The 23,279-nt window shown below is 32.5% G+C and carries 24 protein-coding genes; 3 read left to right on the forward strand and 21 right to left on the reverse strand.

Going from position 1 to position 23,279, the window contains the following annotated elements:
- Positions 1–2,105, reverse strand: a 2,105-nt coding sequence (locus OD803_RS09415) for a choice-of-anchor L domain-containing protein (protein ID WP_262733233.1), incomplete at its 3' end; no start/stop codon positions are given.
- Between the two features lie 405 nt (positions 2,106–2,510).
- On the opposite strand from OD803_RS09415, the gene OD803_RS09420 reads away from it, so the two are divergent.
- From OD803_RS09420 to OD803_RS09430, 3 genes are all read left to right on the forward strand, one after another.
- A complete protein-coding gene (locus tag OD803_RS09420; RefSeq protein ID WP_262733234.1) occupies positions 2,511–3,413 on the forward strand; it encodes a NifU family protein in 903 nt (300 codons plus the stop codon).
- A 155-nt stretch (positions 3,414–3,568) separates the two neighbouring features.
- On the forward strand, positions 3,569–4,273 hold the full coding sequence (locus OD803_RS09425; protein ID WP_262733235.1) for a hypothetical protein: 705 nt from the start codon (positions 3,569–3,571) through the stop codon (positions 4,271–4,273).
- A gap of 146 nt (positions 4,274–4,419) precedes the next feature.
- On the forward strand, positions 4,420–5,232 hold the full coding sequence (locus OD803_RS09430; protein WP_129760989.1) for a mechanosensitive ion channel family protein: 813 nt from the start codon (positions 4,420–4,422) through the stop codon (positions 5,230–5,232).
- Here the strand turns inward: OD803_RS09430 and tsaB are convergent.
- From tsaB to gcvH, 20 genes are all read right to left on the reverse strand, one after another.
- On the reverse strand, positions 5,229–5,900 hold the full coding sequence (gene tsaB / locus OD803_RS09435) for a tRNA (adenosine(37)-N6)-threonylcarbamoyltransferase complex dimerization subunit type 1 TsaB (protein ID WP_129760988.1): 672 nt from the start codon (positions 5,898–5,900) through the stop codon (positions 5,229–5,231). The genes OD803_RS09430 and tsaB overlap by 4 nt on opposite strands.
- Before the next feature lie 4 nt (positions 5,901–5,904).
- Positions 5,905–7,197 carry an efflux RND transporter periplasmic adaptor subunit gene (locus OD803_RS09440; RefSeq protein ID WP_262733236.1) on the reverse strand — a complete coding sequence of 431 codons (1,293 nt, stop codon included), beginning with the start codon at positions 7,195–7,197 and terminating at the stop codon, positions 5,905–5,907.
- A gap of 9 nt (positions 7,198–7,206) precedes the next feature.
- Positions 7,207–8,535, reverse strand: a complete 1,329-nt coding sequence (locus OD803_RS09445; RefSeq protein ID WP_262733237.1) for a TolC family protein — start codon at positions 8,533–8,535, stop codon at positions 7,207–7,209.
- Positions 8,536–8,584: 49 nt separating this feature from the next.
- Positions 8,585–9,748 carry an efflux RND transporter periplasmic adaptor subunit gene (locus OD803_RS09450; protein WP_134200727.1) on the reverse strand — a complete coding sequence of 388 codons (1,164 nt, stop codon included), beginning with the start codon at positions 9,746–9,748 and terminating at the stop codon, positions 8,585–8,587.
- 23 nt (positions 9,749–9,771) lie between these two features.
- The gene (locus tag OD803_RS09455) at positions 9,772–11,031 is read right to left on the reverse strand and encodes an ABC transporter permease (RefSeq protein WP_262733238.1); all 1,260 of its coding nucleotides are present in this window, start codon (positions 11,029–11,031) and stop codon (positions 9,772–9,774) included.
- A 1-nt stretch (position 11,032) separates the two neighbouring features.
- Complete coding sequence (locus OD803_RS09460; RefSeq protein WP_262733239.1) at positions 11,033–12,277, reverse strand: ABC transporter permease; 1,245 nt, start codon at positions 12,275–12,277, stop codon at positions 11,033–11,035.
- Complete coding sequence (locus OD803_RS09465) at positions 12,270–12,971, reverse strand: ABC transporter ATP-binding protein (protein ID WP_129760982.1); 702 nt, start codon at positions 12,969–12,971, stop codon at positions 12,270–12,272. Before OD803_RS09465 ends, OD803_RS09460 begins: the two co-directional genes overlap by 8 nt.
- Before the next feature lie 136 nt (positions 12,972–13,107).
- Complete coding sequence (locus tag OD803_RS09470; protein WP_129760981.1) at positions 13,108–13,338, reverse strand: hypothetical protein; 231 nt, start codon at positions 13,336–13,338, stop codon at positions 13,108–13,110.
- Positions 13,331–13,876: a DUF420 domain-containing protein gene (locus OD803_RS09475; RefSeq protein ID WP_134200721.1), complete on the reverse strand. Its 546-nt coding sequence runs from the start codon at positions 13,874–13,876 to the stop codon at positions 13,331–13,333. The genes OD803_RS09470 and OD803_RS09475 overlap by 8 nt, the downstream gene beginning before the upstream one ends.
- Positions 13,876–14,622, reverse strand: coding sequence for an SCO family protein (locus tag OD803_RS09480; RefSeq protein ID WP_134200719.1), 747 nt, complete (start codon positions 14,620–14,622; stop codon positions 13,876–13,878). Before OD803_RS09480 ends, OD803_RS09475 begins: the two co-directional genes overlap by 1 nt.
- Complete coding sequence (locus OD803_RS09485) at positions 14,606–15,322, reverse strand: hypothetical protein (RefSeq protein WP_262733240.1); 717 nt, start codon at positions 15,320–15,322, stop codon at positions 14,606–14,608. The genes OD803_RS09480 and OD803_RS09485 overlap by 17 nt, the downstream gene beginning before the upstream one ends.
- A gap of 103 nt (positions 15,323–15,425) precedes the next feature.
- Positions 15,426–15,806 (reverse strand): cytochrome C oxidase subunit IV family protein, encoded by a 381-nt coding sequence (locus OD803_RS09490; RefSeq protein ID WP_134200714.1) that lies wholly within the window; start codon positions 15,804–15,806, stop codon positions 15,426–15,428.
- A 23-nt stretch (positions 15,807–15,829) separates the two neighbouring features.
- Positions 15,830–16,807 (reverse strand): cytochrome c oxidase subunit 3, encoded by a 978-nt coding sequence (locus OD803_RS09495; RefSeq protein WP_129760976.1) that lies wholly within the window; start codon positions 16,805–16,807, stop codon positions 15,830–15,832.
- Between the two features lie 136 nt (positions 16,808–16,943).
- The gene (locus OD803_RS09500; RefSeq protein ID WP_262733241.1) at positions 16,944–17,525 is read right to left on the reverse strand and encodes a cytochrome c oxidase subunit 3; all 582 of its coding nucleotides are present in this window, start codon (positions 17,523–17,525) and stop codon (positions 16,944–16,946) included.
- Between the two features lie 3 nt (positions 17,526–17,528).
- A complete protein-coding gene (cyoE, locus tag OD803_RS09505) occupies positions 17,529–18,422 on the reverse strand; it encodes a heme o synthase (protein WP_262733242.1) in 894 nt (297 codons plus the stop codon).
- Between the two features lie 125 nt (positions 18,423–18,547).
- Positions 18,548–20,662 carry a gliding motility protein RemB gene (locus OD803_RS09510; RefSeq protein WP_262733243.1) on the reverse strand — a complete coding sequence of 705 codons (2,115 nt, stop codon included), beginning with the start codon at positions 20,660–20,662 and terminating at the stop codon, positions 18,548–18,550.
- A 161-nt stretch (positions 20,663–20,823) separates the two neighbouring features.
- Positions 20,824–21,621 (reverse strand): energy transducer TonB, encoded by a 798-nt coding sequence (locus OD803_RS09515; protein ID WP_262733244.1) that lies wholly within the window; start codon positions 21,619–21,621, stop codon positions 20,824–20,826.
- Between the two features lie 114 nt (positions 21,622–21,735).
- Entirely contained in the window at positions 21,736–22,458 is a 723-nt protein-coding gene (locus tag OD803_RS09520) for an energy transducer TonB (RefSeq protein WP_129760971.1), read from the reverse strand.
- A 65-nt stretch (positions 22,459–22,523) separates the two neighbouring features.
- On the reverse strand, positions 22,524–22,886 hold the full coding sequence (locus OD803_RS09525) for a VanZ family protein (protein ID WP_262733245.1): 363 nt from the start codon (positions 22,884–22,886) through the stop codon (positions 22,524–22,526).
- Positions 22,879–23,259 carry a glycine cleavage system protein GcvH gene (gene gcvH, locus OD803_RS09530; protein ID WP_129760969.1) on the reverse strand — a complete coding sequence of 127 codons (381 nt, stop codon included), beginning with the start codon at positions 23,257–23,259 and terminating at the stop codon, positions 22,879–22,881. The genes OD803_RS09525 and gcvH overlap by 8 nt, the downstream gene beginning before the upstream one ends.
- Positions 23,260–23,279: the final 20 nt, after the last annotated feature.

Here is a 23,279-nt window from a genome sequence, read left to right on the forward strand (position 1 = left end):
ACAAAATCTGTAGAAGGTTGTGCGCCTAAAATACCTAAATCTTGAACCGTTAAATCAAAATCCTCAAATCCATCATTACTGTCGTCATCGCAGACTTCTAGGTCTGGAACACTATTAAAAGAAGGGCTTCCTACAAAAAGTGTAAACTGAGATGTAGCATAACAAGCTTCACTGTATATATCTTGAATTCTTACATAAACTATTTGTCCATCAGCACTAGTATAGTTAGTTGGATCTGCTATTGGGTTTGTATTATTTTCAGCATCTGTTAAAGTTTCAAAATATACTACATCAAACACAGTATCATCTTGACTACCTATAACTACTGGTGTATTTTGAGTTAAATCAAAATTTGCTGTTGAATTAGGAGTACAAATACTTAAATTTTGAACGTCTTCAACAACAGGAGAAGGATAAAACTCAATTATAATAGAGTCTGTGGCTTGACATGATGCAGAGAATACAATTTCAACAGTATATTCTCCATTTTCAGTTACATCTAGCGTTGAAGATGTTTCGCCTGGAATTACATCACCATTTAAATACCAAGTATGCGTAGCTGCTGGTGCTGCAGTATCTAATGTTATTACACCTCCTTCACAAGTAGTATTAGCAGCTTGTACTGTGATATCATCTCCTAAATCACCTCCTAAATTAAAACTACCCGCTTCTAAAAACACTCCAGAATCTAGAGCAGAATCGGAAGCATCAGCTATTACTAATTTTATATGATAAGTTTCTCCTGGTGTTACTGGAGATTGTGCTGTAAATACTTCTGTTCTTCCATCAAAAGAAATTGGTGGTTGGTTATTTCCTGTGTAGCCACCAAAGTATTGCTCGTTAATAGCGCCACATCCTGGATTTGCTGGGTGAATATTTGTAACAAGAATAGGTGTTGTTGTTCCAGGTAAAACAGCCAAATTAGTTGTTGTTCCTCCAGAATCGGTTAGTAAGAATGCAAATGCATCAGAATAAGTACACTCAAAGGTTCCTCCTGTACTTCCATTATATTCTTCTGAAGCCATTAAAAAGTTAAAGCTTATACTATCTGCTAAAGGCACAAAGTCAAATTCTATTATTGAAGCATTATTAGTTGTAGCTACTCCAACTGCCGCATTTAAATCTGGGTCACCAGGCCATGCCGAAGAACCGTCGCTCATTGCATTATTATTAGGACCTCTTGCTTTACTCGCGTCACCAGATGTCATTAATAAACCATCTTGAAAAGGAAAACTAATTCCATCTCCATAGAAGTAACCTATACCATTATCTTGCGAAAAATTAGTTCCTGTTGAGTAGGTTATATTTGAAACCTCAGCGCAAGGACTATCAATTAACACGTCTAAAACCAATTCTTCAACTGTATATGTTGTTTGGTCGACAACTACATTTGGTCCAAGTACAAAAACTGTTATGGTTGTTGTTTCTGTACAGCCTTGTGGGTTAGTATCAGTTACTATAAGTGTAACTGTATATGTTCCTGCTGTAGTAAAGGTATTAGAAGCAGATTGACCAATAGCAGTATTTCCATCGCCAAAATTCCATGTGTAGGTTGCTCCTGTTCCATCTACAGAAAAACCTGCACTTCCTTCAAAATCTACAGTCTCTCCTGGAAGAATACTCACGACTCCAGCACTTGCTTCAGGAGTTGTACTATCTATAGAAGGAGTTATAGTTTGACAAGGTTCAGCACAAAATATTTCAGCAACCCAACCAGTAGTAGTTCCTGTTGCATTAGAAACAAACTCGAAAGTTAAACAACCACTCGTATTAGTATCTGATGCTTCTACAAACCCTGGATTAACAACTCCAGAGTATGAACCTATAACAGGCGATGAAGTATCAGGTCCATCATAGATTGTTAAAATATCAGTATTTAATTGTGTACTAAATTCAGTAAAGTTCACTATGGTGAAATCCGTAGTGTTTTCTGGACAGATTGTTGTAACATAGCTCTCATTACTTGAGTAAGATCCAGCTGCTCCACCTGAATCGTAGAACATATCAGGTTGACACCTATTAAATGTCCCATCTTGCATGAGAACATCTTGTGAAAAAACATTTAGAGATATTAAAAAAACTACTAATAAGTAAACTTGCTTCATAATTACCTACTTTTTACTAATTGATATTATTTTATAAAGTATTTAACTTTTAAAATATAACAGTTTTATACATCAAAATACTACCTTACAAAAACAGGTCTTTGATATACCAACATGTTCCTCAACCAGTTATGTTAACACCTTATTCTTAAACAGCGTTGTTAAAAACAAAATTAATGTTAACAACATTCAAGTAGGTATTACAATAAAAGCGGAAATTTAATAAATTTTAACTAATTACATCTTTTAAATTGTAATAAAAATACCAGTTTTAACAGTTATAAGTATTAAAAAATTGATTTTCTGATTATGATTACTTTTTGAGTTAAAAATGACTTAAAAAGAAATTTAGAAAACCTCTCTTCAATACTGCTTTTGTATCTTTGTATCTAAAATAGATTTACAGTGAAAAATATTTCAATAAAAATTACAACAACCAACAATCCCTCTATTGTTAAGTTTGAAGCAAATACTTTTTTGACTCAACATAAAAGTTATGAGTTTAATAACATTGATGATGCTAAACCATCGCCTTTGGCTCAACAGTTATTTTATTTACCTTTTGTAAAGAAAGTTTACATCTCTGGTAATTTTATAGCGGTTGAAAAATATAATATTGTTGAATGGGAAGACGTACAAAACGAGGTTGCTGAACAAATTGAAAACTATTTAAATAGCGATGGAGTGTTAATAGAAGAAACAGCTACTCCTAAAAAAGTTCCTGTAACTGTATATGCTGAAAGCACACCTAATCCATCAGCAATGAAGTTTGTTGCTAATAAAAAATTGGTTACAACAAACTACGAATTCTCTTCAATAGACGATGCTAAATTATCGCCATTAGCTTTAGAGTTATTTCATTTTCCTTTTGTGAAAAATGTTTTTTTTGACGAAAACTATGTTTCAATTACTAAGTATGACATGGCAGAATGGAATGACATCACTATGGAGTTACGTGAGTTTATTAGAAAGTACATTGAAGATGGTAAAGAAGTAATGAATGCTAATGCACAAGCAACACTACAAAAAACTACAGAGCAATTAGATGAAGCTTTTGAATTGCTTGATGACACTTCAAAAGAAATCATCAATATACTTGAAGAGTATGTTAAACCTGCTGTTGCTAGTGATGGCGGAAACATACATTTTGACTCCTATAATAAAGACACAAAAACCGTAAAGGTAATCCTACAAGGTGCTTGCAGTGGATGCCCTTCATCAACATTTACTTTAAAGAATGGCATTGAAAACATGCTAAAAGAAATGTTGAACGGTAAAGTCTCTACAGTTGAAGCTATAAATGGTTAAACTTACTCCTAAAAAGTATTGTTTTGAATTTATAAAACTTCATAATTTTCAAAAATTAGATTTATCTTAAAAAAGAGTTAATTTATCTCAATCTTAACATTTTCAGCTTTTATTATTAAACATATTTTCTTTTTTTTACGACAAAATCACAAATCATGAAGAAAAACCAAGTAATTGTTGCCCTAGCACTAATTTTAACCTCAAATCTAAGTATTGCACAAGAAGTGCTTAGTCGCTCATTATCACCTTCTACTAATGGTAGTAGTGGTCTTATCACAACAACACCTGTTGTACTAAACGACGATGTTGAAGGCACACCATACATAACAAGTGATTTTCTACCAGCAAGAATATCTGCCTCTGATGACAATATTTTTTACGTAAGGTATAATGCAATTAAGGATGAAATTGAAGTAAAAGGAGATAACAATCAAGCTTTTGCTTTAAATAAATATAGAAAAGATATTATTATCAAGTTAGTTTCTAACAGTAAAACTTACAGATTATTCGACTATGTTGACGATAACGAATTACCTAATTTAGGGTATTTTGTTGATTTAATCCCAGAATCTAACATCAAACTTCTTAAGAAAGAAAGAGTAATCTTTATTGAAGAAAAAGTAGCATTAACTAGCTACCATACTGCAAGACCTGCTCAATTTAAAAGAGTAAGTGATGATTACTACATTAAAATTTCTGAAGAACAAGGTGCTGTATTAATGCCTAAAAGAAAAAAAGACATCGCTAAATTAATTCCTGAGCATTCAAAAGATATTTTAAGCTATATTAAAACTAACAAGATTAAAACTTCAAGAGAAGAAGATTTAATTAAACTGGTTAGCTACATGAGTACTTTATAATTTTCTCATGAATATAAAATTTTAAAAAGCACTTACAATAAGTGCTTTTTTTTATACCTTCAAATTAAATAATCGTTAATAAAAGAATTTGATTTTCACTTCAAAATCATTATAATTAATTTAATAGAAATTTAAAAACACACAATATGGATATTGAAAAATGGACAAACACAGCTGTTGAATTTGCAACAGAATATGGACTAAAGGTAATTGGAGCTATTGTCTTTTGGATTGTAGGTTCGTGGATTATTAAAAAAATCATGAACACAACCAGAAAATTAATGACCAAAAGCAACTATGATGAAAGTCTTCAAAAGTTCTTATTAAACCTATTAAGTTGGGGATTAAAAATTTTATTAGTCATTACACTTTTAGGCGTTTTAGGAGTACCAACCACATCATTTGCAGCAGTATTAGCAGCAGCAGGTTTAGCAGTAGGTATGGCACTTCAAGGATCGTTAGGTAATTTTGCAGGTGGTGTTTTAATCATGATTTTTAAACCTATAAAAATCGGCGATTTAATTGAAGCTCAAGGTGAAATAGGTGTGGTAAAACAAATTGAAATATTTACCACTAAATTAACTGGCTTGTCTAATAAAGAAATTATAATTCCTAATGGAGCTTTGTCTAACGGAAACATTGTTAACTATTCTACTGAAGGAACTAGACGTGTAGATTTAGTTTTTGGTGTAGGTTATGACTCTGATATAAAACAAACTAAAGAAGTATTAATGAATGTGCTTACCTCACATCCAAAAGTACTTAAAGATCCTGCTCCTGCTGTAACTGTTTTAGAGTTAGCAGATAGCTCAATAAACTTTGCTACAAGACCATGGTGTAAAACTGAACACTATTGGGATGTTTACTTTGATGTGACCGAACAAGTAAAAGAAGCTCTTGATGCTGCTGGTATTGAAATACCTTACCCACACCAAGTTGAAATACATAAAGAAAGTTAAGCTTTAGGCTTTAACGCAATAAAATCTTTTAAATAATAAGGTTCAAAATAAGCGACATCTTCGATGTCGTTTTTTTTGTACTTATCATAAGCCAACATACTCATTTCGTTTGCTGAAGGTAATCTATCTTCGATAAATACTGCATTTTCATGCTGTATTATAGTTTGCGCTTTTTCAACGCCATTACCAACAAAATAGACTTTACCTTTTGCTAGATAGTCTTTAAAAGAGTTTTCATCTAGTATTTGCGCTTCAATAGCTCTTATTTCGTTATATGAACTGTCAAACACAGCTGAATAGACTTCCATTCGTCTAGCATCTAACATAGGCACAATAACACCATTAGTAGCTTTTACTTGATGCGCTAAAGCTTTTAATGTTGATACAGAGATTAACGGTTTCTCCAAAGAAAAACAAAGTCCTTTTGCTGCTGAAACACCTATTCTTAAACCTGTGTAAGATCCTGGACCTTTACTTACTGCAACTGCGTCAATTTGAGACAAACTAACGCTTGCGCTATTAAGGACATCGTCAATAAACACATGCAAAGACTCAGCATGTGAATAATTCTTATCATTAAGTTCCTTTAAAACCAAAGTCTCTCCTTGTTTTGAAAGAGAGACTGAACAGTTTGTTGTTGTGGTTTCTATGTTTAGTATAACTGCCAAATATTTAGTCTTGTGAGTTATCTGTATCTTTTGTGTTTTGCTTAACTTCTATTTTATCTCCAGAATTAAGCGTTTTTGAAACTACGTTGTATGGTCCAGTAATGATTTCATCATCTTCTTTAAGACCTGAAATAATTTCAATGTTTGAATTGTCTTGTATTCCTGTTTTTACAACTCGCAATTTAGCTTCTCCGTTATTGGTAACAAAGACACATTCAAACTTTTCTTCAGTTTCACCTTCAACTTTATTAATCGTTTTTTCGTAAGACTTTTTAGTAGAACTAGTATCTGTCTTAACAACTATTGCGCTAATTGGTACAGCAACTGTTTTTTCTCTTTTGTTTGTAATAATATCTACAGTAGCAGTCATACCAGGTCTGAAAGGCGAGTAATGCTCTGGCTTCCCTTCAATTAAATCTTTATAAGATTCTTCGAGAATTCTAACCTTTACTCTAAAGTTTGTAACCTGATCTGCTGTTAATGTTCCTGCTGCTGAGTTTGCTATTTCAGTAACGACACCTTTAAATTCCTTTTTCAAATAAGCATCAACCTCAACAATAGTAGAGTCACCAATTTGAACCTTAACAATATCATTTTCGTTTACATCTACTTCAACTTCCATATTGCTTAAGTTAGCAACACGCATAATTTCGGTACCAGCCATTTGTTGAGTACCTACTACTCTTTCGCCTAATTCTACATTAAGCATAGAAATAGTTCCTCTCATTGGTGCATAAATAGTAGTTCTGGTAAGGTTGTCTTTTGCTTCATTTACTGTAGCTGCAGCACTTTGCACACTGTAATATGCTGAACTCTTGTTTGCTTGAGCAGTTTCGTAAGTTGCAATAGCTTTGTCCCAATCTGCTTTAGAAATTACGCCTTTTTCAAAAAGCACTTTGTTTCGGTCATAATCAGCTTTTGCTTGTTTTAAATTTGCTTCAGCTTGTTCTAAACCTGCTCTTACATTTTGGTAAGAGGCTTGAGACCTGTTTACTGCAGATTGAATTAAATCTGGATTTATTCTTACTAATAAATCTCCTTTATTTACTTCTTGTCCTTCTTTAAATGGTAGTTCTAAAATTTCACCAGATACTTCAGAAGATATTTTTACTTCTACTTCTGGTTGAATTTTACCTGTAGCCGAAACAGTTTCAATAATATCAACTAAGGCTACTTTTTTAGTTTCTACTTCTTTAAAGTTTCCTTTTTTGCCAAATAAACCTGCTTTTGACCCAATAATTAAAAGGATTATTAATGCAATAGCTGATAGTACTAAAATTTTGGCTGTCTTACTCATGGTAAATTATTAGTTTATGTCTGTAATAGGAATTCCAAAGTAGAATTCTAATACTTTTAATTTGAATATATAGTCGTATTTTGTTCTAATTACATCACTTTGAGCTGCTTCAAATCTGTTTTGAGATTGATTATAATCAAAGGCATTTAACAATCCAACATTATAACGCTCTCTAGAATAATTAAAAGCTTCTTCTCTTGCTTCAAGTGTTTTTTGCGCAGCTTCATAAGCTTTTAACGCACCTTTAGTGTCGTTATAGGCTTGGTAAACTGCTGTTTCCATATCTAAATTGGCTTGCTCTAATTGAACTTTTGCGCGCTCCAAATTTACTTTATTTCTTTTAACATTGTTGCTTGCAGCAAATCCATTAAAAATAGGAATACTTAAACTTAAACTAAAATTGTGGCTTTTGTTATCTGTTAACTGAGTTTCAAAATCAGGAGTATCAAATAGCTGTGATGTAAAATAATTTGAACCAAAATTATACGATCCTCTTAAGGTTGGTTGTAATGCACCTTTAGCTATTTTTAAATTATCGTTTGCTATTTCTTGGTTTGTTTCAGCAATTTTAATATCGTATCTAGTTTCTTTTGCCTTACTTACTATAGCATCAGGTGATTGTTCTAATATCATAGTTGTAGGTACTTCATAATCTATATCTACGATATCAAAAGTTTCATACTCTTGTATTAATAATAATTGTGCTAACTGAATTCTAGACAATAAAACTGTGTTTTCGGCATTTACAATTTGTTGTTCTTGAGTAGCAATTGTTGCTTGTATTTCTAACAAATCGCCTCTTGGTAACACTCCTGCATCGACAAGCTCATTGGTTCTTTCTAATTCTTGTTGAGATACAACTTGTTGTGCTTGTAATACTTTTAACTGCTCTTTATTAAATAGGATTTGTAAAAACGAATTAGCCACAAGTAGCGAGATATCATCTTTAATTTTATCTAATTGATATCTAGAGGCTAAAATTTCTAAGTTAGAGCGATGTAATTGATTAATGTTACGTAATCCATCATAAATGTTTAAACTAGAGCTTATACCTCCTGAAAGGTTTTTAGTAGTTGAGTTAACAGCATCAAAAGTAACAGGATCTTGCCCTAAACCAATACTCCACGAGTGTGAAACAGAAGCATTTAAAGTTGGCAAAAAGTTACCTATTGCATCTTTTTTATTGATTTCTGATTGTTCTAAGTCTAGTTCACTTTGTTTTACAGTAATGTTGTTTTGTAATGCGTGATCTACACATTCTTCAAGCGTCCACTTTTTGGTTTGCGCTTGGAATGAAAACGTCAATAATACCGTAAATACAAAAATTGCTTTTTTCATAATTAAAATATATGTCTATAGATATGTTAAAGTGTTACAAAAAATTGAATTAATTATTTTGAGCATAGCTTGGAACGCCTTGAATTTGGTTCCAAACCTTGATTTTATCATCTTTTGTAACTCCTTTTTTAATTTCAACGTGAATACCATCGCTAATTCCTAGCTCTACATCTTTGCGCTCAAACTGTTGGTCACCAGTTTCAATCTCAACGAATGGTTGTTTAGTTTCAGAATCGTATTGCACCAAAGCTTCTTTAACCGCTAAAACTTTTTCAGCTTTTTCTAAAATAATAGATGCATTCGCACTTAAACCTGCTCTAATAAAAGTAGAATCGACAGTTTTTAAAGAGCCTTTTATTTCAAATTGAATAGCGCCATTTTCTTCAACTCCTTTTGGAGCAATATAATCTAAAACAGCATCAAATTTTTTGTTTTCGATAGCTCCAACAGTAATTTCAAGTGGTAACCCTTCTTTAATTTTCCCTACTTCACTTTCGTCTACTTTTCCTTCAAAAATCATTTTTTTAACATCAGCCAATGATGCAATTGAAGTTCCTTCGTTAAAGTTATTAGCTTCAATAACTTGGTTTCCTTCTTTTACAGGAACATCTAACACCATTCCTGAAACTGTTGCTCTAACTTGAGTTTGTGCAATATTACCCAAACCACTAGTAGTTCCTGTTTTGATAATATCATAGTTTTGTCTAGCAGAATTCACATTAATTCTTGCTTGCTCAACACTTTGTTTAGTTTGTAGATACGTGTTTTTTACAGCTTCAAAATCATTTGCTGAAATAACTCCTTTTTCAAACAACGCTTTTTGACGGTCGTAATTAGCTTGTTGCGTCTCTAGGTTTATTTGTGCAGTTTGAAGTGCAGTTTGGTTTGTAGCAATACTGTTTTTTGCACTTGTTAAAGAAGATACATTTGGTATTACTCTAATTTGAGCAATTAAATCACCTGACTTTACATACTCACCAGCTTCAATAAAAACTTCTTCTATAACTCCAGAAATATTAGGTTTAATCAAGACCTCTTCTTTAGGCACAATGCTTCCTGTTGCAACGGTTTTTACCACAATAGTCTCTTCAGATGGAAGTTCAGTAGCATACGTTATTGGGTTTTCTCTATTTTTTTGCCACAAATAATACAATGCTGCAGCAAATACAAGTACAATAACTACTAAAGCGATTACGGTTTTGGTTCTTTTCATGATTATGGTTGATATTTATTTTTTTATTCTATTCTTAAAGCGTCTACAGGTTTCATTTTTGTGGCACTATTTGCTGGTATTAAACCTGCTAAAAGCCCTGAAACCACTAATATTATTAAAGCTGTAAAAACAACTGTCATACTAACACTAGGGTTGGCAAAACTATCTACAGGTCCACTCATATCCAAAAGGTAATTTAACACCCAAATAACAAATGCTGAAAATGAAATACCAACCATACCTGAAAGGATAGTTAATATTAAACTTTCTTGTAATATTTGCCCTTTTATGGTCCATGGAGAAGCACCTAATGCTCTACGCACACCTATTTCTTTTGTGCGTTCTTTGACCACAATAAGCATAATGTTACTAATACCAATAATACCAGACATTAGTACTAATGCTCCAACAAAGTAACCAACAATAGTTAAAATTGTAAACAGTCCATTAATGCGCTCAAACTGTTCTGATAAGTCCCAATGGCCAATTGCTCTATCATCATCTGGTGCTACTGTATGTCTCGATTTCATTAAATCAAAAACTTGTTGTTTTATTGAAGTAATAGGAACTCCATCAACAGCTGTAATAGCCATCCAACCTACTCTATCTCCTCTATTGAATGCTTGACCAAACGTTGTAAATGGAATATAAATGGTATTGGCATCTTGCTCATTGTCGCCTTGGCTGTTACTCATTTTAAAAGTACCAACCACCATAAAGTTTACACCATTAATTTTTACATAACTCCCTAATACTTCCTCATCTTTATCATAAAGACTTTTAATAACATCTGTACCAATAACACAAACTTTACGCTTAGAATTGATATCGGAATAACTTACAAAACGCCCTTGGAGGATATCCATAGGTTGTTGCTTTATATACTCAGGGTAATCACCATAAATTTCAAAAGCTCCAGTTTTAGTACCTCGTATCACGTTATTTGCACCTTGAAACCCTCCTAATTGGTTTCTTGGAGATACATATTTTAAGTTTGGTATTTCAGATTTTAATGCTGCAACATCATCTAATTTATAATTGAAATAACGTCCTTTTGGAAGTCCTTTATAAGGTTTAGATGTTCCTTGTGTCCACATAAACATGGAATTGGTAGCGAAGTTACCAAAATCGGCAGTTACACCATTTTTAAGTCCGTTGGTTAAAGCTAGAAGTAGTACTAAAATTGTAATACCCCAAAACACACCAAAAGCGGTTAAAAACGTTCTGAATTTATTAGCAGTAAGCGCTTGTAATATTTCGTCCCAACGGTCTCTATTAAACATACTATTCGTCTCTTAATGCAATGATTGGTTTTATTTTTGCAGCTCTGTAAGCTGGAATAAATCCTGCTACAGCACCAGCAAACACTAGCAAGAACACAGTTGTTAATGCTATATTGAAATCGACTTGAGGATACTTAATAAAATCGCTTTGAACTTGTGGACCAACCAATTCTAACAAGCCAAGACCAAAGATTAGTCCAAATAAACCTGCAAACATGGTTACAAATACAGCTTCCTGAAGAATCATTCCTACAATAGACATTGGTAAAGCTCCTAAGGCTTTTCGTATTCCAATTTCTTTTGTACGCTCTTTCACTATAATTAACATGATGTTACCTACTCCAACAATCCCTGCGATGATAGTTCCAATACCAACAAACCAAAATACTGCTTTAATGGTGTCAATTAAGGAATAAATCTTTTTAGCTTCTTCTAGAGTGTTATACACTCTTACTGCACTTGTATCATCAGGAGCAACTGTGTGGATTTGCTTTATTTGATCTTCAATACCTTTTGAAATGCTTTGAGAAAGCGCTACAGCGTCATCAAAATTATCAGACATTTTAACTGTAAACAGCATGTTTCTAATATTGTCTCCTGCATTGAATACTTTTTGTGCAGTTGAAATAGGAATATAGGCTTGGTTTTCTTCACGCTCTCCTCCTGGATCATAGAATACACCTATAACCTTAAAGTTCATTCCAAAAACAGAGATGTTTTTATCAATAGGGTCTTCGTCTTTGAATAAATCGGTTTTTAACTTGTTACCAATTACTGCTACTTTTTTATTTTCGTTGTAGTCTGATTGATTTACAAATCGTCCCACTGAAATATCAGCATTTTCAATAAATTGGTGATCTGGCATTACACCTCGAATACGATAATTACCTGACTCTCCTTTATATGAAATGGTTCCTCCCCAAATAGAGTACAATGAGGTTTCATATTCAATATAATCTTCATACTTCTGAGAGATCATATCGAAGTTATCGTTTTTAAGCTGTACGTATCTTCCTGGGTTAAGCCCTTTATACTCTTTAGTAGTTCTACCTGTCCATACTGTAATCATGTTTGTAGCATCTTGCTGAAACTGAGAAGTCACTCCATTTTCAATACCCTTACTAAAGCCTAAAAGAATGACTAAAATAAAAATACCAGAAGCCACAGAAAGACCAGTTAAGAAGGTACGAAGTTTGTTTTTTCTTAATGTCTCAAAAATTTCCTGCCAACGTTCAATATCAAACATATTGGGATGCTCTTACTTGTTCAACAGTACTATCATCAATAATCACACCATCTTTGAGGTTTACAATACGCTTAGTCATATTAGCAATATCGTTCTCATGGGTTACAACCAATATGGTTTTTCCTTCGTCGTTAATACCTTGTATTAACTCCATAACTTCATAAGATGTTTTAGTATCTAATGCTCCTGTAGGTTCATCGGCTAAAAGTACTTTTGGGTCACTTGCAAGAGCTCTAGCAATTGCTACACGTTGTTTTTGACCTCCTGAAAGTTCGCTAGGTAAATGATGCGACCATTGTGCTAGTCCTACCTTTTCTAGATAATGCTCAGCTTTTTCAATGCGCTCTTTTCGCTTTATGTTTTGATAATACAATGGCAATGCTACATTGTCTAAAGCGCTCTTGTAGTTTATTAAGTTGAACGATTGAAATATAAATCCTAAAAATTCATTACGGTATTTTGCGGCAACTTTTTCGTTTAGGTTTTTAATTGGAAAGCCATCAAGAATATATTGTCCTGTATCTGCCTCGTCCAACATTCCTAAAATATTAAGTAAGGTTGATTTACCTGATCCTGAAGATCCCATAATGGAAACCAATTCGCCTTCTTTTACTTCAAAATTTATGCCTTTTAAAACGTGAAGAGAATTACTCCCCATGTGATAAGATTTATGTAAATCTTTTATCTGTATCATTTATAGATGGTTAATTCTATACAATGTTACACAAAACTAAAATTGTTTTATACTAACAAATTGTTAAGAATAATTTTGATTGATATTAAATAAGACTGTTGAAATCTAAAAATGTTACAGTTGCAGTTAAATCTTTTTATGAAGTTTTTTTCTGTCTAAAGAATTTCCAGTAAATAATAAAGCCTAATCCTGCTACCAAAATATAAGGAATAGCCATAAGATAAACAATGCCATCATTAACACCTTGAGCTGCTTGTTGCCCTTCTTCGCTTTCTAAAACTGCTCTACACATTGCACATTGTGCATTTACTGTTTGATAAAAAACAGTAGCAAAGAACAGTATAAAAGCAAGCTTAAGTTTAGACATAATATGGAGAAATCATGACATACACAATAACACCAGTAATTGCGACATACAACCACAAAGGAAATGTGATTCGTGCTATTTTTTTATGTCTATCAAAGTTTTTAGCAATTGCTCTTACATAAGTAATTAGCACAAAAGGAATGATGATTATTGATAGTAAAATGTGTGTTATTAAAATAAAGTAATAGAAATATTTAATAGCTCCTTCTCCACCAAACTTTGTAGAATCACTAGTCATGTGATAAGCAACATACATAAGTAAAAATAGTACTGATAAAAAGATAGCAAACTTCATTAAGCGTTCGTGAAGCTTTATTCTTTTGCCTTTAATAGCCCAAAAAGCTATAAGTAACACCACAGCAGTTACTGCATTAATAGCAGCATAAATTGGAGGCAAAAATGTGAGTGGTTCAACATCAAACCCGAGCTCTCTTAGATTAATTCCAAAAAGGGCTGCAACTGCTATTGGAATAACAATTGACAGAATTACTATCAACTTATTATACTTTTTTTCTGCTTGTAGGTTAGTATTTCCCATTATTCTTTTAATAGTTTAGCAATGTCTTCTTTTAACATTGTTATTTGTTGTGTTTTACCGTCTTCGTCAGTTTGCTCTTCTTCTGAAATTATACCTTCGTAATAGATTAAAGGATTACCTTCAATAACTCTAGATCTAATAAATCCGTTTTTATCAATTAAAGCAAAATTACCTGAGTGTTCAAAACCGCCTTCTACCTCTTTATTTTCTGAAGCATAAATATAAAAACCTTCATTTGCTAATTTATAAATATCATCTCGTTCTCCTGTCATTAAATGCCAATTAGGGTTTGTTATCCCGTAATTATCAGCATAGGCTTTTAAAACTTCAGGTGTATCATTTTCAGGATTTATAGTAAATGATGCTACACCAAAATTATCAAACCCTTTAAATGTATTTTGAACTTGAACAAGGTTTCTATTCATTCTTGGGCAAATTGTAGGACAAGTAGTAAAAAAGAACTCTACAACATACACTTTACCTTCGTAATCTTTGTTGGTTACTGTATTACCATTGTGGTCAGTGAAACTAAAATCTGGTACTTTTTTAGGTGAACCATCAGGATTTTTTATAAATATTAAATCAGAGGTATAAGCATCTTTCTCTTTTGTTTGGTCACTACGACTTTCATTTCTGGTTACATCATCATTTGAAATTCTATCTATAATTCTTGGTATAAAATAAATACCAAAAACTAGAATTATAAATGCGATACCTATGTAAGAATAATTAGTTTTCTTGCTCATTGTTGTTTATTTCGTTAGCTCTTCGCTGTGAGGAGTCAAAGTTTCCTTTACGTTTTTCTCTATACTCAGTAAATAGTACTCGCAAATCATCGGCTCCCATTTTATTTTTTAATTGGTCTACCTCAATACAATTGTATGATGATAATCCATAAACTGGTTTATTACTAGCAATTTCATTATCTGTTCTATCATCCAATCGTCCTCTTTGAGACAAATCAGTATCTACTATAAACACGTTACTTGTTGCTAAGTTAGCATCTAAAACTGTATTGGTTTTTAAGCTATTAAACAAGTCGTTAATTTCACCTTCTTTTAAATACACAAAATGCCAAAATCTCAAATCTTCATAAAGTGCTATTTCTTTATATAGTTGTTGTGCTTCAGCTTTTGCTTCTTCGGTCACTAAAACCACTATTTGGAATTTTTTAAAGCCTTTAAACTTATCATAAATAAGTTCTTTAAGGTTAGATGCTTCTGTAGCTTTTTCCATAGGCTTTTTACCAAAGAACGCTAAAACAGTAAGGTGGTCTTTTAACTGAATTTGTAACTCATTAGTTGCAGGAAGCTCTCTTACATTTTCTTTTACAATGTCTAATGTGTTGTAGTTTTCTTTGGAAATTGACATTATAAGAACAAAAAAAACTGGAAGGAAAAATAAAACTCCAAGAATTAAAGGTTTTTTGTATGATTTTTTCTCCATTAGGGATTTTGGAATTTTTCTTGTTTTTACTACTAGTGCAAAATTAAAAAAAGGCGGTTTAAAAACCGCCTTTAAGTAATCTATTTAACAAATAAATTATATGTTAAAAATCTCTTTTTATAAAACCAGAAGAGTATACTCCTTCAATATATCCACCTTCTTGTAGTAAGATGAATATTAAATAGCAAATTAAGAATACTCCTGTCCATATTACAGCTCTTCTTAGTCCTTTAGTTTCATCTCTCATGTGCATAAAGTCCCAAGTGATGTAATATGCTTTTACTATGGTAAGGATGATGAATATCCAGTTTAAGAGTTTCATCCCAATTACTTTTGCTTCTAAAGCTTCAGGCTTGTAAATACCTAATACAACTTCAATTGCTGTAATGATAGACAATAAGATTAAAACACCCCAAATTTTTTGAGTATTGCTTTTAAACTTTAGTAGTCCTCTAAATATTTCTAATTTATGTGCGTGTGCCATTTTTAATTAAATTTCTAAATGAATTAAACTAAGTAGAAGAAAGTAAATACAAATACCCAAACTAAATCTACAAAGTGCCAATAAAGACCTACTTTTTCAACCATTTCGTAGCTTCCTCTTCTTTCATAAGTTCCTAAAATAACATTAAAGAATATAATAATGTTAATTACTACACCTGAAAATACGTGGAATCCGTGAAATCCTGTAATAAAGAAAAAGAAGTCTGCAAATAAAGGAGAGCCATACTCATTAACATGAAGATTTGCTCCTTCTACCACTAACTTACCATTTTCTTTAATTTGCTTTAAAGATTCTTCTCTAGATAAAACTGTTTTCTTTCCGTCCTCTGTTAAAGTTTGAGTTCTAACCAACACATTTGGGTTTGCCTCAAGACCATTGTATACTTCATCAACAGTATAGCTTGGTAATGTACCTTCGCTTACAAACCAAAGTCCGCTTTTGCGCTCATGTTGCACTCTTTCTCCATGCTCACTAACTGCAATATCTCTAACAGCAACACGATTACCATCAGTATCTACAAATTGTAAAATGTTTCCTCCATTAGTTTGGATAGCACCATAATCACCTTTTATAAATGTTGCCCATTCCCATGCTTGCGAACCAACGAATATTAATCCACCAATAATGGTTAAGAACATGTAAATTGTCACTTTTGCTTTTTTCATATGGTGACCAGCATCAACAGCAAGTACCATTGTAACTGATGACATAATAAGAATAAAGGTCATGAATGCCACATAAATCATAGGATAATTCCCATGAAAAAATGGAATATGAGTAAAAACCTCATCGGCAATTGGCCATGAACCAATAAACTTAAATCTTGAAAATCCGTAGGCTGCTAAAAACCCAGAAAACGTTAAGGCATCAGATAATATAAAAAACCACATCATCATTTTACCATAGCTAGCTTTAAGAGGCTGATTTCCACCTCCCCAAGTTTTGCCCTCTGTACCAGTATTTACAACTGTAGTATCCATATAAAGCGTTTAGTTTTTAAAAGTTGCACAAAAATAATCATTTTATTCATCTAAAGAAACATCAAGTAATAAATTATACAGACTCTAAATAAATATAAAAGCGATGTTACTTTATCCTTTTGATAGGCAATATAGTCTATCTAAATAAATATAAAAACAAAAACAAAAACAGCCATAGTATATCTACAAAGTGCCAAAATGTTGCAGATAGCTCTAAACCAAGCATTTTAGTTGCTGTATATTTTTGTCTTAAATGATTAAAAATTACTACCATTATTGAGATTAAACCTGCTACAACATGCATTATATGTGCAAATGCTATAACATAAATAAAACTCATGGTAATATTACTTGTAGGTCCTGTAAAATTATAACCTAAATCTATTATTTGTTGAAACCCTAATAATTGACTCCATATAAAAGCAACACCTAATGCGAGTGTTACAAACAACCATAGTGTTGTTGCTTGCCTGTTGTTAGCTTTTAAACTTCTTTTAGCCAGATAAAATGTAATACTACTTACAATAATAATTACTGTACTTATTACAAATGCTTCAGGTAATTGAAAATCCTTTAACCAGTCTGGTCGCTTACTACTTACAACTACAGCACTTGTTAAACCTGCAAAAGACATAATTAATGAGCCAATACCAAACCATAGCATCATTTTTTTTGCACGTTCATTTTTTTCCTCTAGCGTTCCCTGTGTTAAATCCATTTTTTATCTAATAAACTTATCTATAACATAAACTATTTGCAGCAACGTAATATAAGACACACTTGCCAACATTAATTGTTTAGCAGCTTTTGCTGTTCGTTCTTTAAACAATACTAATGCGTAACGCAACATCACAAGCCCTAATAAAAACACAATTATTGCTGCAACAATAGAGAGTTTTAAGTCTCCTGTAAAACCAAATACTGGTATAATTGAAACCAATATTGTCCAAACAGTATACATTATAATTTGTACTGCTGTTCCTTTATCTCTTTTTCCTGTTGGAAGCATAAAAAAACCTCCTTTTTTATAATCATCAAACAAAAACCAGCCAATAGCCCAAAAGTGAGGAAATTGCCAAAAAAACTGTACCGCAAATAAGGTTCCTGGTTCAATACCAAAATCATTTCGAGCTGCTACCCATCCCAACATAAATGGAATGGCTCCTGGAATGGCTCCAACAAAAACGGCTAAAGGTGTTTTGGTTTTTAATGGTGTGTAAACACTCGTGTATAAAAAAATTGAAATTGCTCCATACATTGCAGTTCTTGGGTTGATAATATACAGTGTTGCTATCCCTAATAATGTAAATGCAACTGCAATTATAAATGCTGTTCTTACCGACATTCTTCCAGCAGGAATTGGACGGTTTTTAGTACGCTCCATTAAAGCGTCTAAATCTTTTTCAATAATTTGATTGTAGGCATTAGAAGCACCTACCATAAAATAGCCTCCAAAAGCCAGTAAAATTAATGTGTAAACATCTACAGTTGGAGCTCCCAACAAGTAACCAGCAATGGAAGAAAATACCACACTTACAGAAAGTCTGATTTTGGTAATTTCCTTAAAATCTGAAATTATTGATGCTGTTGAAACCGAAGACACTTTAGTACTCAAACTCTATTGTTTTGTTGCTCGCTATTGCGACTGCAAAGATACTTTGAAAATTACTTATGGGCAACGCTTAGTGAAAGTAATTCGGTTTTTGTTGTTGAATGTATTTTAAAAGTAAAAAAGTAGTACTAAAAATCGTAGTACCAATTAAACAAATCGGTTCTTACACCTAAACTAAACCAGGTTGTATTACTCTTTATCAGTGCAGCTGTATTAGCGTTTGGGTCAAAGTTTCTAAAGCTTATATTAGTGAATAGCTTAAGATTACTTACAGGATTTATAATATAACCGCCTTGTAATTCGGCATTAAATGTATTGGTTTTTATACCTTGTCCTACCTCTACTCCTGTATCAAAAGGTCTCTCTTCATAACTACGGTAAATATCGCCTCCATAGCTAAAGTTGTCTGTACCATCATTAATATCAAATCCTCTTACGCCAAATACAAGTTTAGCATCAGCAAACCAACGTTTGTAATTATAACGACCAATTAAAATAAGTTCACTAAAATTTGCTCCCCAAAGATGTGCCATTGACTGGTTGTTATGCCCATAATTTAAAGCTACAGTATTATGAGAATAGGTATAAGGTCTAACCCTGTTGTACTCAACTTGCAGTAATAGATCATCAACCTTAAAGGCATCATAGTATTTTGCTCCTAACTGATAGCCATATTTATTTTTCCAACTTTTTTCCCCTCCTTTAATATCGTTTAAAGAAAATTCATCTAAAATAAATTGTCCATAAAGGTTAACTTTATTGTTCCACTTATACTTTAAAGATGCACCAACCACAGCGTTTCCAGCATCTTGTCCTGTTTCAAACTCAATAGCTCTAAAAAATATTATTGGGTTAAGGTAATTTACATCAAACGCTCTATTATCAGTCTTTGCCCACATAACGGATTCAAACAAACCTATGTTAAGTCGTTTAGACACGTTCCAGCTTAAGTAATGGTTTGCCATATACTTGGTTAAAAACGCACCATCTTCGGTTACTTCGGTTCGTACGTCTTTTAACCACATCCAAGTATTGGTGTATTTTATTTTCCAGAATTTAGTGTTCAATTTTAAAAAAGGATATGGACTAGTTACATCACTTTGCAACAAAGACCTATAACCATCACCTATGAAATTTTTACCATGACCAAATTGTACATTTATAAAATTTGCTGGAGAATAGGATAAATATGCTTCAGCTACTGGATAATCGTAAGAATCGGTTTTAAACCGTTTTGCAATACCACGACCAGGAATTATAGCAGGATCTGGACCAAAGGCTTTTAAGCTTTCGGAATACTCATTAAAATATTGAGCAAATCGACCTTGACTTTCATAAACCGATGCTGAGAAATTGAATTTTTTCCCTAATCCTCCTTGAATATAAAATCCTCTAGTATTATTATATGTTGTGCTAAAATCGGCATCAGTATCTTTACCTACCTGAAGGTCAAAAACCGGATCAATGGTAAACCAATAATCTTCTCCTTGAACTTGTACTAAGTGCTCATTCCACAGTTTTCTTGCCCACCAACTTTCAGAGTCTTTTACTAAAGTTTCTTTTTCAGCTTCAAAATCATAATACTTTGAAACCTCATCAAACATAAACGGTTTTGCTGCAGTATGACTATTGGTACCAAGCTCATTCATTTCTCTATCAAACCTTGCATAATAGGTATGCGTAAATGGAATGTTAAGTTGGCTTTTATATTCTAACTTTTGATACTTTACAATGTTATCATTAATGCTATCGTACTCATTAGATACAACCTCATTTAAATCGACCGTTTTTTTAACATCAACTACAGTTTCTTTAGCTGTTTGCGGAGTAACCTCATGAGGATTTACCAAAGGTATTTTTATAGTCAAGGAATATTGATAATAGGTTGGATTGCCATTATAAGTTCCAGGTGTTGCCTTTGGTAGTTCATTAAAAACACGCTTTACCTCATCCTTTAATTCATCATAAACTGCATCTACATAAAGCACATGTATTGTTCCTTCTTTATCTACTTCAAACAACACTTTTGCATCACCTTTGTACTCATCATCAATAGCTACTTGTGGTACTTTTAGAGTATTAAAAATATGGGTGTTTATTTTATTATTAAAACAAGATTTTAAATTCTCTATTGGTTGAGATTCGCAACCTGGAAAAACAGGTGATTTTTCGTAAGTATCGCTAGTTTGAGAAAATACTATGGATTGTGTTAAAACGAAAATAAACAAGAAGAGTTGTTTCATAAGATGGTAACTACCTTTTTATTAGGCGAAAGATACTATTTTTTTCAAAATGCGGACAATAAAAGAATTTCTTGATAAAGGTATAAAACTGAAATTCATTTATAATTAAAAAACCGCTATCAGTAAATGATAACGGTTTATATATTAATAAATTTTAAGGTTTAATAATCCATCACTTGAAAAATGATTGGGAAGGTGTAGATTACCTCAACAGGATTTTCTCTTTGCATACCTGGAGTCATTTCTGGGATTTTTTTCACCACACGCTCAGCTTCTTTTTCAAGTCCTTTGTGTGGTGCTCTAGTTTTAATATCTGAAACCTTACCAGATTTATCCACCTTAAATTCGACATAAATTTTTTGAACACCACTCAGCCCTAATTCTGAAGCTATGCTTGTAGAGAATTTTTTATTTACCAATCTGGTAATTTTCTCTGACATACATTTTTTACGTGCTTCATTAGTTGTTTCATTTTCACAACCAGGATAAATTGGTGCTTTTTCTATTCTGAAAAAAGGCACAGGAATATCTTCAACAACCTTATCAATTACTATATCTCCAGGATCAACAGGAGTTGATGTTGCTACAGGTTCAGTAATTATAGTTTCGGTCACCTGTTTTTCGTTGAAGTCATTTTCAACGATTGTAGGTTCTTTATCTACAATCCTTCTCTGTTTTTGTTTGACCTCTTCTTTAGGCGCTTGTTCTTCATAGATTTTGAACTCTGGGACAATAATTTCGGTTTCATCATCAATTGCCACTAAAGCTTGGTCAATTTTTGGAACATGTGTTGCAAAGTTCATTTCAAAAAGCATGTAAGTTCCCAGCAAACAAAGAATGAGTCCAACCTGAAAATACAAGGCTGAATTTTTTTGTAAATTTGCATCATGCTTTTGTGGTTTTTTCACATTGGTAGTGCTCTGACCAGCATTACTGTGTGTTTCGTTAAAATTTTTCATAATACTTTAAATTTAAAATGTTAATATTATGATAAAAACACAATAAGCATACCAAAAACAAAAATCCCGCTCATTAATTTGAACGGGATTTTTAAATCTATATTAAAACTGTTTTTAGTCTTGTACTTGGAATAAGATTGGTAACGAATATGGAACTGTTACTGCTTTCCCTCTTTGCTTACCTGGTTTCATTTTAGGAAGCAATCCAATTACACGCTTAGCTTCTTTTTCCAATCCTGGATGTGGAGCTCTAGCCATAATGTTAGTAATGTTTCCACTTTTATCAATCTTGAAAATTACGTTAATACGTTGTCTTCCTGATAAACCTAATTCTCCAGCTAAGTCAGTGTTGAATTTCTTGTTTACAAACTTGCTGATTTTTTCAGACATACATTGTTTTTTAGCATTGTTTCCACTTTCGTTTTCACAACCAGGAAAAACTGGTACGTTTTCAATTACAGCAAACGGAACCTCGATGTCTTCTTCTACTTCTTCAACCTCTACTTCTTCTACTTCAACGATTTCTTCTTCTTGATCAGTTTCAGTAGATTCAATTACAGTTTCCTCAACTTCTTCTTCATCTTCTACAATCTCAATCTCTTCAGGAGCTGCAGGTGGTGGTGGTGGTGGTGGAGGGGTTTGTATTTGTTCAGTAATTGGAATTTCTTCTTCTAATTCTTCATCTAAGTTTAATTGACCTATATCAATATCAGACTTATCATATGTTTTATAGTTAATTGCCACATTAGCAAACAATAACATTAAAGCAAGACCTACAGCGAAATAGATTGAACTATTTCTACTTACATCTGCTTTAGTACTCTTTTTAGGTTCCATATCTTAAAAGGTTTAAAAGGATTGCTAAAATAACCAATTAATTGTTAAAAAAGCAAGTGATTTTTTTATTTTAACTTTAAGCTTTTACTAGACTTTATAATGACTACTCCTATTAGGATACCAATTGTATTGGCTGCTACATCATAAAAATCTAATGTTCTTAAAGTTGTAATTGTATTTTGTAATACCTCAATTATAATGCCATAAATTACTCCCACAACAATTGTTACACCTATTTTATAGTTAAGGCTTAATGTGCGTAGGTAATTAAAACAAAGTAAGGTAAACACAACATAGGCTGCGATGTGATAAAACTTATCATCCATTGATGAGCCTAAGCTTGGTAATCCATTAACATTTATAAGGCTAAGTATTGTTAAAGCTATAACGTAACCGCCAAATAAAATTAATGCGAATTTTTTAAGCACCTATTAGTGTTTTATAATCTTCGGCAGACATTAAATTATCGAATTGAGAAACGTCTGAACACTTTACTTTTATCATCCAACCGTCTCCATAAGGATCAGTATTTACTGTTTCCGGTTGGTCTTCTAAAGCTTCATTAAATTCAATGATTTCTCCTGATACAGGTAAGAACAAATCAGAAACTGTTTTTACAGCTTCAACTGTTCCAAAAATTTCTTCGGCTTCTAGAGTTTCGTCTAAAGTTTCAACTTCAACATAAACAATATCTCCTAATTCGCCTTGAGCAAAGTCTGTAATTCCTACAGTTACTACATCGCCTTCAATTTTAACCCACTCGTGGTCTTTAGTGTACTTTAAATCTGATGGTATATTCATCTTGTATAAAAATATTAATT

It is taken from the genome of Gaetbulibacter sp. NE, assembly GCF_025548475.1.
In the GTDB taxonomy this organism is placed as follows: domain Bacteria; phylum Bacteroidota; class Bacteroidia; order Flavobacteriales; family Flavobacteriaceae; genus Gaetbulibacter_B; species Gaetbulibacter_B jejuensis.